The sequence below is a fragment of the Denitratimonas organivorans genome, assembly GCF_037478135.1.
In the GTDB taxonomy this organism is placed as follows: domain Bacteria; phylum Pseudomonadota; class Gammaproteobacteria; order Xanthomonadales; family Xanthomonadaceae; genus Denitratimonas.
The window spans coordinates 32,157-49,626 of sequence record NZ_JBBHDV010000005.1; the positions used below are offsets into that span (position 1 = coordinate 32,157).

Here is a 17,470-nt window from a genome sequence, read left to right on the forward strand (position 1 = left end):
AACATTCGGTTCGAGAGAGGACGCGGCAAAAAGTGCCGCGCCTCTCAACCGAGCCGTTAGCAAACGGGAGCGGTTGCATTCGTGTATTCGGCTTTGCGGTGGGCTTTGCCCGAGCCATCATTCCGGCCAGTCCGCTTGCATGAGGACTGATGGCAACAGACGGCAGCATCTCTACACCGCTGCGGAACAGGCGCTACAGCGCCCTGTCAGCCGGATCAAAGCCTCGCCTCCACCGCGTCACGCGGCAGCAGGTATTTCACGTCGAAGACGATGCCGTCGGGTTTGAGCAGGGCGCGGATGCCGTCTGCGCCCAGTTCGCGGAATTGGCGGTGGGCGACGGCGATCAGTACGGCGTCGTAGTGGCCGGGTTCGGGTTGGGCGATGGGTTCGATGCCGCATTCGGCCTGGCATTGGGCCGCGTCCACCCAGGGATCGTAGGCGTCCACCTGTGCGTGGCAGTCGCGCAGTTCGGCGATCACGCCGGCGACCTGGCTGTTGCGCAGGTCCGGGCAGTTTTCCTTGAAGGTGACGCCCATCACTAGAACACGCGCACCCACGGTGCTGATCCGCGCTTTTGCCATCGCGCGCAGCAGGCGTGCTACCACGCGGCTGGCCATGCCGTCGTTGATGCGGCGCGCGGCCATCACCAGTTCCGGGTGGTAGCCGGCTTCCTGCGCCTTGTGGATCAGGTAGTACGGATCCACGCCGATGCAGTGGCCGCCGACCAGGCCGGGGCGGAACGGCAGGAAGTTCCATTTGGTGCCGGCCGCTTCCAGCACGGCCTCGGTGTCCATGCCCAGGCGCGCGAACATGCCGGCGAATTCGTTCATCAGCGCGATATTGACGTCGCGCTGGGTGTTTTCGATGGCCTTGGCGGCCTCGGCGGTGCGGATGTCCGGGGCCAGATGTGTGCCGGCGCTGATGATGCGCCGGTACAGCGCATCGACGAAGTCCGCAGCCTCCGGCGTGGAGCCGGAGGTGACCTTGACGATATCCGGCAGGCGCCGGGTCTGGTCGCCGGGATTGATCCGTTCCGGGCTGTAGCCGACGAAGAAATCGCGGTTGAACTTCAGCCCGGAGATTTCCTCCAGCACCGGCACGCAGACTTCCTCGGTGGCGCCGGGGTAAACGGTGGATTCGAACACCACGACATTGCCGGGCCGCAGCGCGCGCGCCACCGATTCGCTGGCGGAAATCAATGGCGAAAGATCGGGCCATTTGTGCCGCGTGACCGGTGTCGGCACCGCGACGATGAACACATCGTGCCCGGCGAGCGCGGCCGGATCGTCGGACAGGTGCAGTTTTTCCAGCCAGGGCTGGTCTTCCGCGCCGGTTTCGCCGGTGCTGTCGTGGCCGGCGGCCAGTGCGCGGATGCGGGCACGGTCCAGATCCAGGCCGAAGGTGTGGAACTGGCGCGCGAAAGCCAGCGCCAGCGGCAGACCGACGTAGCCCAGGCCGACGATGGCGATGCGGGCGGAATCGAGCGCGGGAAGCGGGGAAATCGAAGGCGTATTCACGTTGTCATTGTGTCACGTCAGGCTGCCGCCAGAAGCGCCTGGACGGCATCGCGGGCGCGCCGCTTGTCACATTGCGACACGATCGCGCATTGCCGATCCGGCACACTCCGGCGATCATGCCCGCCCGTGTGCTCCGCGCACAGCGCCGGTCCGGCGCCTGACAACCGCTGCGGCAGGGGCCGCACGGCGCCACCTTGCACCTGTCCTTTCAACCCCGGGAGATGCCAATGACGATCCTGCTGCGCCTGTTGCTGGCGGCCATCGTGCTGGCCGTGCCGCTGTCCGGGCAGGCACGCGACATCCGGCTGTTGAATGTCTCCTACGACCCCACGCGCGAACTGTTCCGCGACATCAACGAAAGCTTCGCCGCGCACTGGCTGGAGAAGACCGGCGACACCGTGCGGGTGCAGGCGTCGCATGGCGGTTCCGGCAAGCAGGCGCGTTCGGTGATCGACGGGCTGCCGGCCGATGTGGTGACGCTGGCGCTGGGCTACGACATCGATGCCATCGCCGCGCACGGCCGCAGGTTGTCGCCGGACTGGCAGCAGCGCCTGCCGTTCAACAGCACGCCGTTCACGTCGACCATCGTGTTTCTGGTGCGCGCCGGCAATCCGAAGGACATCCACGATTGGGGCGATCTGGCACGCGAAGGCGTGCGCGTGGTGACACCCAATCCCAAGACCTCCGGCGGTGCGCGCTGGAACCATCTGGCCGCCTACGCCTGGGCGCTGCGCGAGCACGACGGCGATGCGCAAGCCGCGCAACGCTGGATCGGCACGCTGTACCGCAACGTGCCGGTGCTGGATACCGGCGCGCGCGGCGCCACCACTACCTTCGTGCAGCGCGGCATCGGCGATGTGCTGATCACTTGGGAAAACGAGGCCCACCTGGCCTTGCGCGAACTGGGCGCGGATGCGTTGGAGATCGTCACGCCCTCACTGTCGATCCTGGCCGAACCGCCGGTCGCGGTGGTGGATCGCGTGGTCAAGCGCAAGCAGACCGAAGCGGTGGCGCAGGCCTATCTGGAATACCTCTACAGCGCCGAGGGCCAGCGCATCGCGGCCCGTCATTTCTACCGCCCGCGCCATTCCGAATATGCCGATCCGGCCGATATGGCGCGGTTCGATACGCTTGAGATGGTCACGATTGCCGATTTCGGTGGCTGGGCTGCCGCGCATCAGGCCCACTTCGCCGAAGGCGGGCTGTTCGACCGGATCTACACGGCGCCGCGATGATGCCGCCACGCCTGCCATCGCCCTGGATTCACGCATGGACGCACGAAGCGTGAGCACGCCGCGTTGGCGCAGGCGCCGGGTGCTGCCCGGCTTCGGCCTGACGCTGGGTTACACCCTGACGTGGCTGGCGCTGATCGTGCTGATTCCGCTGGCCGGCGTGTTCCTGAAAGCCGCCGAGCTGGGCTGGAGTGGGCTGTGGGCGGTGTGGACCGATCCGCGCGTGCTGTCCGCACTCAAACTCAGCTTCGGCACCGCGCTGGCGGCGGCTGCGTTCAACGCGGTGATGGGCACGCTGGTGGCCTGGGTGCTGGTGCGCTACCGCTTCCCCGGCCGGCGCCTGCTGGATGCAATGATCGACCTGCCCTTCGCCCTGCCCACCGCCGTGGCCGGCATCGCGCTGACCGCGCTGTATTCGGGCAACGGCTGGATCGGGCGCTGGCTGGAGCCGTATGGCATCAAGGTCGCCTACGCGCCGCTGGGCATCGTGGTGGCGCTGGTGTTCATCGGGCTGCCTTTCGTGGTGCGCTCGGTGCAGCCGGTGCTCAGCGAAGCTTCGGTGGAGCTGGAAGAAGCCGCCGCCTCGCTTGGTGCCAGCCGCTGGCAGACGGCGCTGCGGGTCAATCTGCCGACGCTGGCGCCTTCGATCCTGACCGGTTTCGCGCTGGCATTCGCGCGCGCGGTGGGCGAATACGGCTCGGTGATCTTCATCGCCGGCAATATTCCGTATGTGAGCGAGATCGCGCCGCTGCTGATCGTGATCAAGCTGGAGGAATTCGATTACCCCGCCGCCACCGCCGTGGCCGCCGCGATGCTGCTGCTGGCGTTCGCGCTGCTGCTGGCGATCAACCTGCTGCAAGCCTGGAGCATGCGACACCGTGCCGCAGTCCACTGACACCCAGCCATTGCGCGTACCGCGCCCGCCCACCAGCGATCCGCCATGGGTGCGGCGCGGGCTGATCGCGTTGGCGGTGCTGTTCCTGGCCAGCTTCGTGCTGCTGCCGCTGGTGCTGGTGTTCGCCGAGGCGTTGCGCCACGGCGTGGGCACCTTCATGCAGGCGCTGGTGGAACCGGATGCGCTGGCCGCGATCCGGCTGACGCTGCTGGTCGCGGCAATCGCGATTCCCGCCAACCTGGTGTTCGGTATCTGCGCTGCCTGGGCAATTGCCAAATTCCAGTTCCCCGGCAAGCAGATCCTGGTAACGCTGATCGATCTGCCGTTCTCGGTGTCGCCGGTGGTGGCCGGCTTGATCTATCTGCTGATGTTCGGCGCGCAGGGCTGGCTCGGGCCGTGGCTGGACGAGCACGACATCCAGATCGTGTTCGCGGTGCCGGGCATCGTGCTGGCGACGATCTTCGTGACCTTTCCGTTCATCGCGCGCGAGCTGATTCCGCTGATGGCCGAACAGGGCAGCGACGACGAGCAGGCCGCGCTCAGCCTCGGTGCTTCGGGCTGGCGCACCTTCATCGCGGTGACGCTGCCGAATATCCGCTGGGCACTGCTGTACGGCGTGCTGCTGTGCACCGCGCGCGCGATGGGCGAATTTGGCGCGGTCAGCATCCTGTCCGGCCACATCCGCGGCCTGACCAATACCCTGCCGCTGCACGTGGAAATCCTCTACAACGAATACAACTTCGCCGCCGCCTTCGCCGTGGCCTCGCTGCTGGCGCTGCTGGCACTGGTCACGCTGGGGCTGAAATCGGCGCTGGAATGGCGCCTGGACAGCGAACGCGGCGCCGCCGGGCGCCGGGAGTAACCGCCTATGGATATCCGGATCGAAAACCTCTGCAAGCGCTTCGGCAACACGCACGCGCTGGACCAGGTGAACCTGTCGCTGCAAAGCGGCGAACTGGTCGCCCTGCTTGGCCCCTCCGGCTCGGGCAAGACCACGCTGCTGCGCAGCATCGCCGGGCTCGAATTCCCCGACAGCGGCCGCATCCTGTTCAACGGCAACGATGCGCTGCACCTGACCGTGCAGCAGCGTCGCATCGGTTTCGTATTCCAGCATTACGCGCTGTTCGCACATATGAACGTGCTCGACAACGTCGCCTTCGGCCTGCGCTGCAAGCCGCGACGCGAGCGCATGAGCCGCGCGGCGATGCGCGAACACGCGCAGGCGCTGCTGGATACCGTGCAACTTTCCGAACTGGGCCAGCGTTACCCACACCAGCTTTCCGGCGGCCAGCGCCAGCGCGTGGCATTGGCGCGCGCGATGGCCATCGACCCGACCCTGCTGCTGCTGGACGAACCCTTCGGCGCGCTCGATGCCAAGGTGCGCGGCGAACTGCGCGCCTGGCTGCGCCGCATCCACGATGAAACCGGCTACACCACGCTGTTCGTCACCCACGACCAGGAAGAAGCCATCGAACTGGCCGACCGCATCGTGGTGTTCAACCAGGGCCATATCGAACAGGTCGGCACCCCGGACGAGGTCTACGACCAGCCCTGCAACGCCTTCGTGTTCGATTTCCTCGGGCGCGGCAACCGCATCCATGGCGAGTTCTCGGCCGACGGCTTCATTCCGCGCGGCACCGAACTGCGCCTGCCGGCCCGCCATGCCGCCGGCGAAGGTCACATCCTCGTACGCCCGCACGATTACAGCCTCGCCGATGCCGGCCAAGGCTTGAATGGCCGCGTTCGCAGCCGACGCCGCATTGGCGGCCGCATCACGCTGGAACTGGATGTGGAACATCAGCCCGAAGTGATAGAGCTGGACCTTCCCTACGACCTTGGTCCCTCCGCACCGCAGAACGGCGAACACATCGGTGTGGTGCCGACGCGCTATCACGTGCTGGATTGAGGTCGCAGCATCGCGGCTGCATCATGACGTTGGGGTTCCCCCGGATTACGTCCGGGGTCATCTCCAACCCATGTGCTTCCCCGCCAACCCATGCACTTCCTTCGCACCGCGCAGATCGGCATAGGTCGGGCTGAGCAAAGCGATGCCCGACAGGCAGCCGGTTTCGATTCACCAGCCTCGCCGCCGCAGCGCGACCAGCGCCGCCAGCACGAACCAACCCAGATACACCGCCAGGATCAAACGCTGCGCATGGCCCGGCTGCCCGGCCAGCGCCGGCACCAGTTGCTGCGGCGGCTGCACCAGAAACACCAGCAGCAAGGCCGCCAGCGCCGGCCCGACGCGCGTCAACATGCGCCAGCGCGGCGCACGCCGCAGGCTGGCGGCGACGAACATGGCGCCGGCCATCAACCCCAGCAACGCGAACGCCAAGGCCGAGGCATGGCGCTGCGATGTGGCCGCATCCAGTTCGGCAGGATCGAACGCGAACACGCCCTGCGCCGCGAACGCCAGCGCCGACACCATCAGCAAACCGGTGCCCAGCCGCCCGCCGCGCGCCGCGCCATCGCGCTGCATGCCGCGTTCCAATGCGATCACGAACAGCAGCAGCACCACTCCCGTCACGATGTAGCCCAGCAGGTTGAACCACCCCGCGCCCGGCGCACCGACCGCACCCAGCATCGACAGCGACTGCGTGGCCGGCACATAAGCCTCGCGCCAGGCGCCGGCCAGCAACGCCACCAGCACGAACCACAACGGCCCGAACCAGCCGCCATGCAGCATCAGGTGCCAGAAGCCGGCGGCCGGCCGGTTCGATATCGCAGGTTCGCTCTGCATCGTTAGATGGTCCAATGCGCGCTTGGATGGGGCCGCGATCTTGCCTTGCATCGGCGCCAGTCGCCACCATGTTGGGCTTCATCCCTTCAGCCAGCCGCGCACCCGCGCGAACGCAGGAACCCCGCATGCCCAGCAACTCCCCTTCCAACGCCCCCAGCCATGTATTCGATGTCACCACCGAAGGCTTCCAGACCGATGTGCTGGAAAAATCCCTGACCACCCCGGTCCTGCTGGATTTCTGGGCAGAGTGGTGCGGCCCGTGCAAGCAGTTCGGGCCGCTGCTGGAAAAGCTCGCCGCCGAATACAACGGCGCTTTCCTGCTCGCCAAGGTCGATGTCGACGCGCAGCAGCAACTGGCCGGCTACTTCCAGATCCGCTCGGTGCCCACGGTGATGCTGGTCAATGATGGACAGGTCATCGACGGTTTCCCCGGCGTCATTGCCGAAGGCCAGCTGCGCCAGTTCCTGGCCCAGCACGGCATTGAACCGGGCGCGCCGGCCGAACCGGAAGAGGCCGCCCCGCCGACCCCGGCCGAGGATGTCGCTCGACTGCGCGCCGAAAGCGCCGCCAAGCCGGACGATGACAGCCTGCGCCTGGATCTGGCATTGGCGCTGGCACGCAACGGCGATACCGGCGAAGCCTCGCAACTGCTCGATGCCCTGCCCGCCAACCTCGGCACCGACGAGCGTGCACGCAATGCTGGCGTGCTGATCGCCAACGCCGCCGCGCTGCAGGACGCACCGGCCCGCGCCGAACTGGAACGCCGTATCGCCGCCAACCCGGCCGATCTCACCGCGCGTCACCTGCTTGGCCTGCGCCTGCTCGGTGATGGCGAAGCCGAAGCGGCACTGGAGCAGTTTCTCGAAATGCTGCGGCGCGACCGCAACTTCGAGGACGGCCTGCCACGGCGCGCTCTGACCCAGGCCTTCGATGTCATCACCGACGCCGAACTGGTGGCGCGCTACCGCCGCCAGATGGCGCTGATGATGTTCTGAGCACACGCGACGGCGCTTGCCGCCGTCGTATCGCCGCCACGATCACGAGCCTGCACCGATGACACCCCGCCACCTGCGCCGCATCTTCAACCTGTGGCCGCCCTTCCTGTTCGCCGGCATCCGCGTGCACGAGATCGCGCCGGATTGGCGCCATGCGCGGGTGCAGCTGAAACTGGCCTGGTACAACCGCAATTACGTGCGCACCCAGTACGGCGGCAATCTGTTCTCGATGACCGATCCGTTCTGGATGATCCTGGTCATGCACAACCTCGGGCCGGACTACGTGGTCTGGGACAAGGCCGCCGAGATCGAATTCATCGCGCCCGGCCGCGAGGATGTCTTCGCCGATTTCCAGCTGGAGTCGGCGGTACTGGACGAACTGCGCCAGGCCGCCGCCGGCGGCGACAAGGTGCTGCGCTGGTTCGACACCGAAGTGAAAACCGCCAGTGGCGAGCTCGTGGCGCGGGTACGAAAACAACTCTACGTACGCCTCAAGCCCGGCCTGCGCCCGGGCCCGGATGGAACCGCATGACGCGCCTGCCCGGGTGATGCATTGCAGGCTAGAATTAGTCGTATGAATACCACCATCGCCGCCGCGTTCTACCACTTCGCCACCCTGCCCGACTTCGCCGAAAAGCGCGCCCCGCTGCTGTCGCTGTGCGAAGCGCACAAGGTTTCCGGCACCATCCTTCTGGCCGCCGAAGGCGTCAACGGCACCATCGCCGGCACACCGGACGATGTGCGCGCGGTGCTGGATTTCCTGCGGGCCGATCCACGTCTGGCCGCGATGGAGCACAAGGAATCCCCGGCCCGGCGCGAGCCCTTCCACCGCATGAAAGTGCGCCTGAAGCGCGAAATCGTCACGCTCGGCGTTCCCGAAGTCGATGCCTCCACGCAAGCTGGCACCTATGTGGAACCTGCGGACTGGAACGCGCTGCTGGATGATCCGGACGTGGTGCTGGTGGACACCCGCAATGATTACGAAGTGGCGATCGGCAGCTTCCCCGGCGCCTTGAATCCCGCCACCCGCAGTTTCAGTGAACTGCCCGCCTGGGTTGAACAACACCCGGAACTGCGCGGCAAGAAGATCGCGATGTTCTGCACCGGCGGCATCCGCTGCGAGAAATCCACCGCATTGATGCGCCATCACGGTTTTGACGAGGTGTATCACCTCAAGGGCGGCATCCTCAAATATCTGGAAGCCGTGCCGGCGCAGGAAAATCGCTGGCAGGGCGAGTGTTTCGTATTCGATGAGCGCGTCTCGGTCGGCCACGGCCTGGCACAAGGGCCACATACGCTGTGCCGCTCTTGCCGACATCCGCTCGGGCCGGAGGAACGCGCTTCCTCCTTGTACGAAGAAGGCATCGCCTGCCCGCACTGCCACCACACCCTGGATGAAACCCGACGCGCACGTCTGGCCGAGCGCCAGCGGCAAGTCACGCTGGCGGAAAAGCGCGGCCAGCGCCACGTCGGCGCACGCCCCGAGGACATGTAATCACTCGCTGTCGGCGATCCCGTCACCGGTTTCGACTTCGAAAATGATCCGGCCCTGGAACGGTTCGCCCAAGGGCCGTGTGACATAGCCGTGCTGCATGACAGTGCCCTGCACGTGCGCCCAGCGCTCTTGCTTGACGACGTAAATCAGACCGTGTTCCACACCGGTTTCCTTGATCTCGTCCCATAGCGTCTCGTCATCGGAAGGGTTGAAACGCGCGCGCGTGCCCGGCGCGATGGAGACTTTTTCAACCTCCACGCCCAGATGCAGGCGCAGCCCATAACGCGCCATGTCCTCGACGAAGATCACCTCGGAAACATGCGGCGCACGCTCGCGGATCGCATCGGCCCACACCGACGCATCCTTGTGCGTGGGGAAATACGCGCTCGCCAGACGCAGGCCGAGCAGTAACACCACCCACAGCAACAACCAGCGCCCGCGCGGCATGCCCACACCCTGCGCCTGCCGCGTCATCGCCACGGCAATGGCCATCGGCACGAAAAGCGGCAGCAGATATAGCGGCAAACGCGAGCGCGCCAGACAAAACACCAGCAACGGCACCAGCACCCACAGCGCAAGCAACAGCGCCGCAGCTTTGTCCACGCCATCACCTGCGGCCACGCGCGTGCGAAACAGCGCCGGCAAGGTGCGCAGCCAGCGCCACAGACTGGCCGTCCACGGCATGGTTCCGATCAGGATCGTGGGCAGATACACCGCGATCCATCCATACCACTGGCCATTGCGTTCGAAACGGTTGCTGGCAACCCGATCCACCAGTTCCGCACCGAGGAAATAATCGATCAGGCCATCATTGCGAAACGACACCAGCGCAAACCACGGCAGCGCCACGGCGAAAAACAGCACGACCCCGAGCAGATGCCAGCGCCAATGACACGATGTCGGGCGCGGCACGAGCCAGTGCAGCAATACCACCGCCAGCAACGGCATCAATGCCGGCGGCCCCTTGGTCATGAAGCCGAGCGCGAACCCCAGCCACATCAGCACAAGACCGTGCTGCGGCGGGCGCGAAAGATCGAACCGGAACAGGACAAACCCGTACATCGCCAGCGCCTGAAACGCCGCCAGCACGAAGTCGGTGGTGACCAGATGCCCGGCGCTGAAGGGCAGCAGCATCGTCGCGTACACCACCACAGCCAAGGACTCGCTGCCGCGCGCCAGATGCCGCGTGATGCGCCAAATCAGCCACATGCAGGCCAGAAACGCCAGCGCCACCGGCAGCCGCGCCGCCCACGGCGTATGTCCGAACGTCGCGGCGCTGGCGGCGATCAACCAATAGGTGAGCGGCGGCTTGGTCCAGTGCCCGGTGTGCCCGTTGCGCATCGGTTCGATCCAATTGCCGCTGTCGAGCATCGTCAGCGCGACATTGGTGTAACGCCCTTCGTCCGGGTCCCAGATGCCGCGCGTGCCGAGAAAACCGAAGGCAAGGGTCAATGCCAGCGCAATCAGAAGGAACCGATGGCGAGTTGCCATCATCGCCCGTCTCCTGCGGTGACGGTTCGGTGGTCGGAAAGCCGCAGGCGACTCAAGGTGCCTCGGCCCGGTCTGGAGGAAATCGACAGGCTCCAGCCAAGGTGGTCGCACAGGCGACCCAACAGATCCAGCCCGATGCCGCCGCCCTCGCGCCGGCCGCCACGCGCGATCTGCTTGTAGATGCGGCTGATTTCTGCCGGCGTCATGCCGTGACCAGGATCTTCGATGGTGACGGTGGCATCAGCATCCAGCGTCACCAGAATCCTGCCGCGATCACTGTTTTCGATGGCATTGCGCAACAGATTGCCAATAGCGGCCTGCACCAGATGCAAAGGCGCTTCCACCACACACGGAGCCAGATCGTCCACGACAATCTCCAGCGCCTTGTCGTGCAGCAGGTGATGGTGGGCGTCGATGATGTCCGGCAGCAGTTCGTGCAGCCGCAGCGTGTCGTTGCTGCGTGCCAGCCGCGCCGGATCTTTGGCCAGCGTCAGCAGCAGCGCGATGAGTTGTTCAACGTTGCGCGCGGCATCCAGCGCGCGGCGCATCTGTTCGCGTGCGGTCGGCGGCAGGTCGGGCTTTTCCAGTACCAGTTCGATGGCACCGGCGATCACCGCGATGGGCGTGCGCAGTTCATGGCTGGCGGTGTTGTTGAACACCCGCTCGCGCTCGACGAAGGCATCCTGCCGATACAGATAATCATTGAGTGCGTTGGCAATGACATGCAGTTCCGAACTGGCGTGGTCTTCCACCACAACGCGCTGCTCGGCCTGATCCGGTGACAAGGCGCTGATGTCGCCAGCCAGATCGGACAAGGGCTGCAACGAGCGCCGCAATCCCCTCGCCACCAGCACACCCATGACCAGCAACAAGGCAACCGCCAGCCCCAATACGGAAAGAATCAGGCCTTCTTCGAGCGCCTTCAGCTCGGTGATGTCGCGCACCAGAATGAAGTCCACGCCTTGTACCCGCTGCACCAGCACCACGTTTTCATGATCATCGAACCAGAAATCGTCGCGCACCCCGTATGGCAATGCCGACAACGCCGGCGGTGGCGGACGCCCGGGCAGGCTGTAAAGCCGCACCGATTCGGTGTCCTGCCAGCGATAGTCGGGATCGGCGGCCTTGCGTTCCAGATGCTGGGTGATTTCCTGTTCGAGAAAAAATCCCCAGATCCGTTCTTCAAGAACCTCATCGGCAAGAAACAGCGAGATCACCACCGCCAGCAAGACTGCGTACGCACGCAGCCAACGCATGATCTGCGCGTGCAGACTGCGACGCCTTCTCATCGGTTCACCTCATCCTGCGCGATGGCGAGCCGGTAGCCGACGCGCGGCAAGGTCTGGATCAATTTCACCGCAAACGGCCCATCCACGCTGCGGCGCAATTCGTAGATATGCGAGCGCAGCATGTCGCCATCGGGCGGGTCTTCGCCCCATAAGGCGTATTCCAGTTGCTGCCGCGTGACTGCCGCCGGGCTGGCCTGCATCAAGGCCTCCAGCAACTTGCGGCAGGCCGGGTACAGATGCAGCGGCTGGCCCGAGCGCGTGACGTCCAGGGTGGAAAGGTCGAATCGCAGATCGTGCACTTCCAGCACGCGGCGGCGCTGGCGGCCATGCGCACGCGCCATCAGCGCCTCCAGCCGCACTTCCAGTTCGGGCAGGGCGAAGGGCTTGGTCAGGTAATCGTCCGCGCCGGCGCGGAAACCGGCGATCTTGTCGGGCAGGTCGTCGCGCGCGGTCAGCATGATGACCGGCACCGATGAATCATGTTCCTCACGCAGCCGGCGCAGCACTTCAGGGCCATCCATGCGCGGCAGCATCCAGTCCAGCACGATGGCGTCATAGGCCTCGTTGCGCGCCAGATGCAGGCCGGTGACGCCGTCGGGCGCGGCATCCAGGGTGTGGCCGCGCGCCTCGAAATAATCGAACAGATTGGCCACGAGGCTGTGGTTGTCTTCGATGACCAGCAGGCGCATCGGTGGAGCCCGGCGGAAAGGAATGGCCTACAGCATGGCAGGGTGAACGTCGGAAAAGCGTCGGGGAAAGCCTGCCGGCGGACTCCGACGCTTCTCCGACATCGCGCTGGTGAAGATGCCGTCCCATCGCCGCAACGATGATGTGCCGCCCTGATGTCTTCCCCGTTTCCGCGTTCCGCGTCCGCTTGGCGGCTGCCGGTACTGATCGCGCTGGTGGTGCTATCGCTGGCGGCCGGCATCGGCCTGCGCGAGCCGATGCCGGCGGACGAGCCGCGTTTCGCGCTGGCGGCGCAGACGATGGTGGAAAGCGGGCAATGGCTGTTCCCGCATCGCGGCAGCGAGCTGTATGCGGAAAAACCGCCGGTATTCATGTGGATGCAGGCCGCCAGTCACCGGCTGACCGGCAACTGGCGCGTGGCCTTTCTGCTGCCTTCGCTGCTGGCGGCGCTGGCGACCCTGTGGCTGGCGGGCGATCTGACGCGCCGGCTGTGGGGCCGTTGGGCGGTGCCGTATGCGGTGTTCGGCCTGTTCGTCTGCCTGCAATTCGCCTTGCAGGCCAAGCGCGCGCAGATCGACATGGTGCTGGTCGGCCTGACCACGCTGTCGCTGTGGGCGTTGCTGCGCTATCTGCTGGAAAAACCGAGCCCGTGGTTGCTGGCGCTCGGTGCGTTTGCCGCCGGGCTGGGCACCGTCACCAAGGGCGTGGGTTTCCTGCCGCTGCTGGTGTTTTTGCCGTGGCTGTGGCTGCGGAAAAAATCACCGCGTGAACTGCCCACGCATCGTGGCGTGCATGTACTGGCCGGCATCGGTGGTTTCCTGCTCGGCGCGGGCGTGTGGCTGATCCCGATGCTGGCGACGGTGCTGGCCTCGGACGATCCCGCGCTGCACGCCTATGCCCGCGAGATGCTGCTGCGCCAGACCGGCACGCGTTATGCCGCCGCCTGGCACCACGTCCAGCCGTTCTGGTACTACCTGCAATCCATGCTGACGCTGTGGCTGCCGGGCGTGCTGCTCGCGCCGTGGTTGCTGCCGGCGTGGTGGCGACGTTTGCGTCGGGTTGATCCGCGTCAGGTATTGCTGCTGGGCTGGGCGTTGCTGGTGCTGGCGTTCTTCAGTGCCACGCCGGGCAAGCGCGAGGTCTACATCTTCCCGATGCTGCCAGCGCTGTGCGTGGCCGCCGCGCCGCTGTTGCCGGGCCTGCTGCAACGGCGCAGCGTGCGCGCGGTGGTGTGGGCGTACCTGGGCGTATTGGTGCTGGCGGCGTGCGGGTTGGGCATCGGGCTGCTATTGGCAGCACCGGAGCGGCTGCAATCGCTGGTCGAAAGGCGCGGCATGGAGGTGTCCAGCGTGAACACGCTGGGTGCGTGGCTGCTCGCGTTCGGCCTGGCTGCCCTCATCGCGATGGCGTTCTCGTGGTGGAAAACACGTGCGCAGCCAAGATTCGCGCTGGTCGTGGTCACGGCCCTGCTGTGGATCGTCTACGGCATCGGCCTGATGCCGGCGTTGAGCCCCGACAGTTCCGCACAGGCGCTGATGTGGCGCGTGGGCAAGCGCATCGGTCCGGAGGCCGAACTGGCCCTGCTCGGCTGGCGCGAACAACACCTGCTGCAAGCCGACCGCCGGGCCGTGGATTTCGGCTTCAAGCGTCCCTGGGCCGAGCAATGGCCGCCGGCACGCGACTGGCTGCTGGCCGATCCGAACCGGCGCTGGCTGTTCCTGCGCAAGGAAGCCGTCGGGCCATGCATCGACGAAACACAGGTCATCGACATCGGCACTTCCAATCGCCGTGCCTGGGCGCTGGTGCCAGGCAGTGCGTGGATCAGCGGCTGCGCGATGCCTGCCGATTGGGCCACCGACATGGAAAACGAATAACACATGGACATTCTCCTGACCGGCGCCGCCGGCTTCATCGGCTTCCACAGCGCGCAGCGCCTGCTCGCACACGGGCACCGTGTGACCGGCATCGACAACCTCAACGCCTATTACGACGTGCAACTCAAGCACGACCGGCTGACGCGGCTGCAAGGCACGCCCGGATTCACGTTCCGGAAACTCGATCTGGCCGACCGCGATGCGATGGCCGCGCTGTTCGCCACGCAGCGCTTCGACGCCATCCTGCACCTGGGCGCACAGGCCGGCGTGCGGTATTCGCTCGACGCGCCGTTCGCCTACGCGGACAGCAATCTCGTCGGCATGCTCAGCGTGCTCGAAGGCGCGCGGGCGCAGGGCGTGCGGCATCTGGTCTACGCCTCTTCGTCCTCGGTCTATGGCGCGAACGTGAAGCAGCCATTCTCGGTCGAGGACCGCACCGACAACCCGGTATCGCTGTACGCTGCCACCAAGAAGGCGAACGAGCTGATGGCGCGCGCCTATTCGCATCTCTACCGGATTCCGATGACCGGGCTGCGCCTGTTCACCGTGTACGGCCCGTGGGGTCGGCCCGACATGGCCTATTTCAAATTCACCGACGCCATCCTGCGCGGCCAGGCCATCGACCTCTACAACGGCGGGCAGATGGAACGCGATTTCACCTATGTCGACGATGTCGTGGATGGCATCGTGCGCCTGCTCGAAGCCACGCCGGCCTTCGCCGAAGACGCCGTGCCGCATCGCGTCTACAACTTCGGCAACGACCGGCCCGAACGGCTCGGCGATCTGGTCGATCACCTCGAACGCCTGCTCGGCCGCGCGGCCAGCCGCAATCTGCTGCCGATGCAGCCCGGTGACGTATTGAGCACGCGCGCCGATATTTCACTGGCCGCGCGGGAACTGGGCTACGCGCCGAAAACCACGCTGGCGCAGGGTTTGCAGCATTTTGTCATGTGGCATCGCGAGCATTACGGCCACGCCTGCGCGAGAGCCGTGGCATGAAGCGCATCACCGTCGTGGGTGCGGGTTACGTGGGGCTGGCGAACGCCATCGCGCTGGCGCAGCGTCACGCTGTGACCTTGCTCGACATCGACCCGGCGAAGATCGACGCCATCAACCGCAAGACCTCGCCCATCGCCGATCCCGACATCGAGCACCATCTCCAGCACGGCGACCTGCATCTGCACGCCACCACCGATGTGCATGAAGCCTATGCCGGTGCCGACCATGTATTCATCGCCACGCCGACCAACTATGACCCGGACACCCACCGCTTCGACACCGACTCGGTGCAGGCGGTCGCGCGTGAGGCGCTGGTGCGTGCGCAGGATGCGCTGATCGTGCTGAAGTCGACGGTGCCGGTCGGCTTCACCGAGGCACTCAAATCCCGGCTCGGCACGCAGAACCTGGTGTTCTCGCCCGAGTTCCTGCGTGAAGGCGCGGCGCTGCACGATTGCCTGCATCCTTCGCGCATCGTGGTCGGCGAGCGTTCCGAGCGCGGGCAGGAACTGGCCGATCTGTTGCGCGCTGACAGCCCGCGCCCGGGCCCGCCGGTGCTGCTGACCGGCAACACCGAAGCCGAGGCGATCAAGCTGTTCGCCAACACCTATCTCGCGATGCGTGTGGCCTTCTTCAACGAACTGGACACCTACGCCGCGATCCAGGATCTGGATACGCGCCAGATCATCGAAGGCGTCTGCCAGGATCCGCGCATCGGCGATCACTACAACAATCCGTCCTTCGGTTACGGCGGCTATTGCCTGCCCAAGGACACCCGGCAATTGCTGGCCAACTATCACCACGTGCCGCAGAACCTGATCCGCGCCATCGTCGAGGCCAACACCACGCGCAAGGATTTCATCGCCGACGACATCCTGCGCAGGAAACCGCGCGTGGTCGGCATCCATCGGCTGGTGATGAAGGCCGGCAGCGACAACTTCCGTTCCAGCAGCGTGCAGGGCGTGATGAAGCGGCTCAAGGCCAAGGGCGTGGAAGTGATAGTGCACGAGCCGCTGTTGCGCAGGCCTGACTTCTTCAATTCCGAGGTGATCGAGGATCTGGCGGCTTTCAAGCAGCGCAGCGATGTGATCCTCGCCAACCGTCACAGTCCCGAACTGGCTGACGTGGCCGACAAGGTCTACAGCCGCGACCTGTTCGGCGCCGATCATTGACTTCACCGAGCGCAGACATGCCATGAACTCCCTGTCCATCGTCATCCCTGTCTTCAATGAGCAGGACAACATCACGCCGCTGATCCACGAGGTGGTACGGCATCTGCGCGGGCACATCGTGTTCGACATCCTCTGCGTGGACGATCACTCCGACGATGCCACGCGCGATGTACTCGCCGCCCTGATGGCGCAAGTGCCCGAACTGCGCGCGTTGAGCCATCGGCAACGCTGCGGCCAGAGTGCGGCGATCCGCACCGGCGTCAAACATGCCCTCGCGCCGTGGATCGCCACGCTCGATGGCGACGGACAGAACGATCCCGCCGACATCCTGCGTCTGCTGGATGCGCGCACCAAAGCCGATGCGGCGACCCGGCTGTTCGCCGGCTGGCGCGTGGATCGCCAGGACACCGCCAGCAAGCGCTGGGCTTCACGCTGGGCCAATGCGATCCGCTCGCGTGCCCTGCGCGATGCAACGCCGGATACCGGCTGCGGCATCAAACTGTTCGAACGCGCGGCATTTCTCGATTTGCCGTATTTCGATCACATGCACCGCTACCTGCCCGCGCTGATGCAGCGCGCCGGCTGGAAAACCGTCAGCGTGCCGGTATCGCATCGCCCGCGTGAGGCCGGGCAATCCAAATACACCAACCTCGGCCGCGCCCTGGTGGGAATACGCGACCTGCTGGGCGTGGCATGGCTGATCCAGCGCAGCCATGTCGCTTCGGCCAGCGACATCAGCGCACGCCAGCCGACGGAGCGGACAAGATGAATCAGGAAATTCTCTGGTTGAGCTGGACCGGGCTGCATCTCACGCCGTGGAAACTGGTCGGGCTGACGGGCGCACTGATGTTCGGCCTGCGTTGGCTGGTGCAACTGATCGCCTCGCACCGCGCTGGCCGCCCGGTGATTCCGCGCCTGTTCTGGTACATGAGCCTGATCGGCAGCTTGATGGCACTGAGCTATTTTCTGTTATCCGCCAAACAGGACGTGGTGGGCGTGTTGCAAAACCTGCTGCCGGCATTCACGGCGGCATACAGCCTGTTTCTGGATATCCGAAACGGGCACAAGAGCCAGCCTGCTCCGTAAA

17 protein-coding genes are annotated in these 17,470 nt (G+C 65.7%); 12 read left to right on the forward strand and 5 right to left on the reverse strand.

Annotated elements, in window-relative coordinates:
• Positions 1-215: 215 nt before the first annotated feature.
• Positions 216-1,517: a nucleotide sugar dehydrogenase gene (locus WDB66_RS06805; RefSeq protein ID WP_339397789.1), complete on the reverse strand. Its 1,302-nt coding sequence runs from the start codon at positions 1,515-1,517 to the stop codon at positions 216-218.
• A gap of 221 nt (positions 1,518-1,738) precedes the next feature.
• Here WDB66_RS06805 and WDB66_RS06810 point away from each other — a divergent pair, with 221 nt between their 5' ends.
• The 4 genes from WDB66_RS06810 to WDB66_RS06825 are packed head-to-tail and all read left to right on the forward strand — an operon-like array spanning position 1,739 to position 5,550.
• Positions 1,739-2,752 (forward strand): sulfate ABC transporter substrate-binding protein, encoded by a 1,014-nt coding sequence (locus WDB66_RS06810; protein WP_489670832.1) that lies wholly within the window; start codon positions 1,739-1,741, stop codon positions 2,750-2,752.
• 34 nt (positions 2,753-2,786) lie between these two features.
• The gene (gene cysT, locus WDB66_RS06815; protein ID WP_339397791.1) at positions 2,787-3,644 is read left to right on the forward strand and encodes a sulfate ABC transporter permease subunit CysT; all 858 of its coding nucleotides are present in this window, start codon (positions 2,787-2,789) and stop codon (positions 3,642-3,644) included.
• The gene (gene cysW / locus WDB66_RS06820; RefSeq protein WP_339397792.1) at positions 3,628-4,506 is read left to right on the forward strand and encodes a sulfate ABC transporter permease subunit CysW; all 879 of its coding nucleotides are present in this window, start codon (positions 3,628-3,630) and stop codon (positions 4,504-4,506) included. Before cysT ends, cysW begins: the two co-directional genes overlap by 17 nt.
• 6 nt (positions 4,507-4,512) lie before the next feature.
• Positions 4,513-5,550, forward strand: a complete 1,038-nt coding sequence (locus WDB66_RS06825; RefSeq protein ID WP_339397793.1) for a sulfate/molybdate ABC transporter ATP-binding protein — start codon at positions 4,513-4,515, stop codon at positions 5,548-5,550.
• 168 nt (positions 5,551-5,718) lie between these two features.
• Here the strand turns inward: WDB66_RS06825 and WDB66_RS06830 are convergent, their stop codons facing one another.
• A complete protein-coding gene (locus tag WDB66_RS06830) occupies positions 5,719-6,384 on the reverse strand; it encodes a DUF998 domain-containing protein (protein ID WP_339397794.1) in 666 nt (221 codons plus the stop codon).
• A 125-nt stretch (positions 6,385-6,509) separates the two neighbouring features.
• Between WDB66_RS06830 and WDB66_RS06835 the strand changes: the two genes are divergently transcribed.
• From WDB66_RS06835 to trhO, 3 genes are read left to right on the forward strand one after another with little or no spacing between them, the layout of a single operon-like run.
• Positions 6,510-7,379, forward strand: coding sequence for a tetratricopeptide repeat protein (locus WDB66_RS06835; RefSeq protein WP_339397795.1), 870 nt, complete (start codon positions 6,510-6,512; stop codon positions 7,377-7,379).
• A 58-nt stretch (positions 7,380-7,437) separates the two neighbouring features.
• On the forward strand, positions 7,438-7,911 hold the full coding sequence (locus tag WDB66_RS06840; RefSeq protein WP_339397796.1) for a DUF4442 domain-containing protein: 474 nt from the start codon (positions 7,438-7,440) through the stop codon (positions 7,909-7,911).
• A gap of 42 nt (positions 7,912-7,953) precedes the next feature.
• Positions 7,954-8,874 carry an oxygen-dependent tRNA uridine(34) hydroxylase TrhO gene (gene trhO / locus WDB66_RS06845; protein ID WP_339397797.1) on the forward strand — a complete coding sequence of 307 codons (921 nt, stop codon included), beginning with the start codon at positions 7,954-7,956 and terminating at the stop codon, positions 8,872-8,874.
• On the opposite strand, the gene WDB66_RS06850 is transcribed toward trhO, so the two are convergent.
• Genes WDB66_RS06850 through WDB66_RS06860 form a run of 3 tightly spaced genes read right to left on the reverse strand, consistent with a single transcriptional unit; the run spans position 8,875 to position 12,343 of the window.
• The gene (locus WDB66_RS06850; protein WP_339397798.1) at positions 8,875-10,365 is read right to left on the reverse strand and encodes an ArnT family glycosyltransferase; all 1,491 of its coding nucleotides are present in this window, start codon (positions 10,363-10,365) and stop codon (positions 8,875-8,877) included. It lies immediately after the preceding gene.
• Positions 10,365-11,654, reverse strand: a complete 1,290-nt coding sequence (locus WDB66_RS06855; RefSeq protein ID WP_339397799.1) for a sensor histidine kinase — start codon at positions 11,652-11,654, stop codon at positions 10,365-10,367. Before WDB66_RS06855 ends, WDB66_RS06850 begins: the two co-directional genes overlap by 1 nt.
• Positions 11,651-12,343, reverse strand: coding sequence for a response regulator transcription factor (locus WDB66_RS06860; RefSeq protein ID WP_339397800.1), 693 nt, complete (start codon positions 12,341-12,343; stop codon positions 11,651-11,653). The genes WDB66_RS06855 and WDB66_RS06860 overlap by 4 nt, the downstream gene beginning before the upstream one ends.
• A gap of 150 nt (positions 12,344-12,493) precedes the next feature.
• Between WDB66_RS06860 and WDB66_RS06865 the strand changes: the two genes are divergently transcribed.
• From WDB66_RS06865 to WDB66_RS06885, 5 genes are read left to right on the forward strand one after another with little or no spacing between them, the layout of a single operon-like run.
• On the forward strand, positions 12,494-14,215 hold the full coding sequence (locus WDB66_RS06865) for an ArnT family glycosyltransferase (RefSeq protein WP_487932436.1): 1,722 nt from the start codon (positions 12,494-12,496) through the stop codon (positions 14,213-14,215).
• 3 nt (positions 14,216-14,218) lie between these two features.
• Positions 14,219-15,214 (forward strand): NAD-dependent epimerase/dehydratase family protein, encoded by a 996-nt coding sequence (locus WDB66_RS06870; RefSeq protein ID WP_339397802.1) that lies wholly within the window; start codon positions 14,219-14,221, stop codon positions 15,212-15,214.
• Positions 15,211-16,383: a nucleotide sugar dehydrogenase gene (locus WDB66_RS06875; RefSeq protein ID WP_339397803.1), complete on the forward strand. Its 1,173-nt coding sequence runs from the start codon at positions 15,211-15,213 to the stop codon at positions 16,381-16,383. Before WDB66_RS06870 ends, WDB66_RS06875 begins: the two co-directional genes overlap by 4 nt.
• A 22-nt stretch (positions 16,384-16,405) precedes the next feature.
• Positions 16,406-17,152: a glycosyltransferase family 2 protein gene (locus WDB66_RS06880; protein WP_339397804.1), complete on the forward strand. Its 747-nt coding sequence runs from the start codon at positions 16,406-16,408 to the stop codon at positions 17,150-17,152.
• The gene (locus WDB66_RS06885; RefSeq protein ID WP_339397805.1) at positions 17,149-17,469 is read left to right on the forward strand and encodes a lipid-A-disaccharide synthase N-terminal domain-containing protein; all 321 of its coding nucleotides are present in this window, start codon (positions 17,149-17,151) and stop codon (positions 17,467-17,469) included. The genes WDB66_RS06880 and WDB66_RS06885 overlap by 4 nt, the downstream gene beginning before the upstream one ends.
• The last annotated feature ends 1 nt before the right edge of the window (position 17,470 follow it).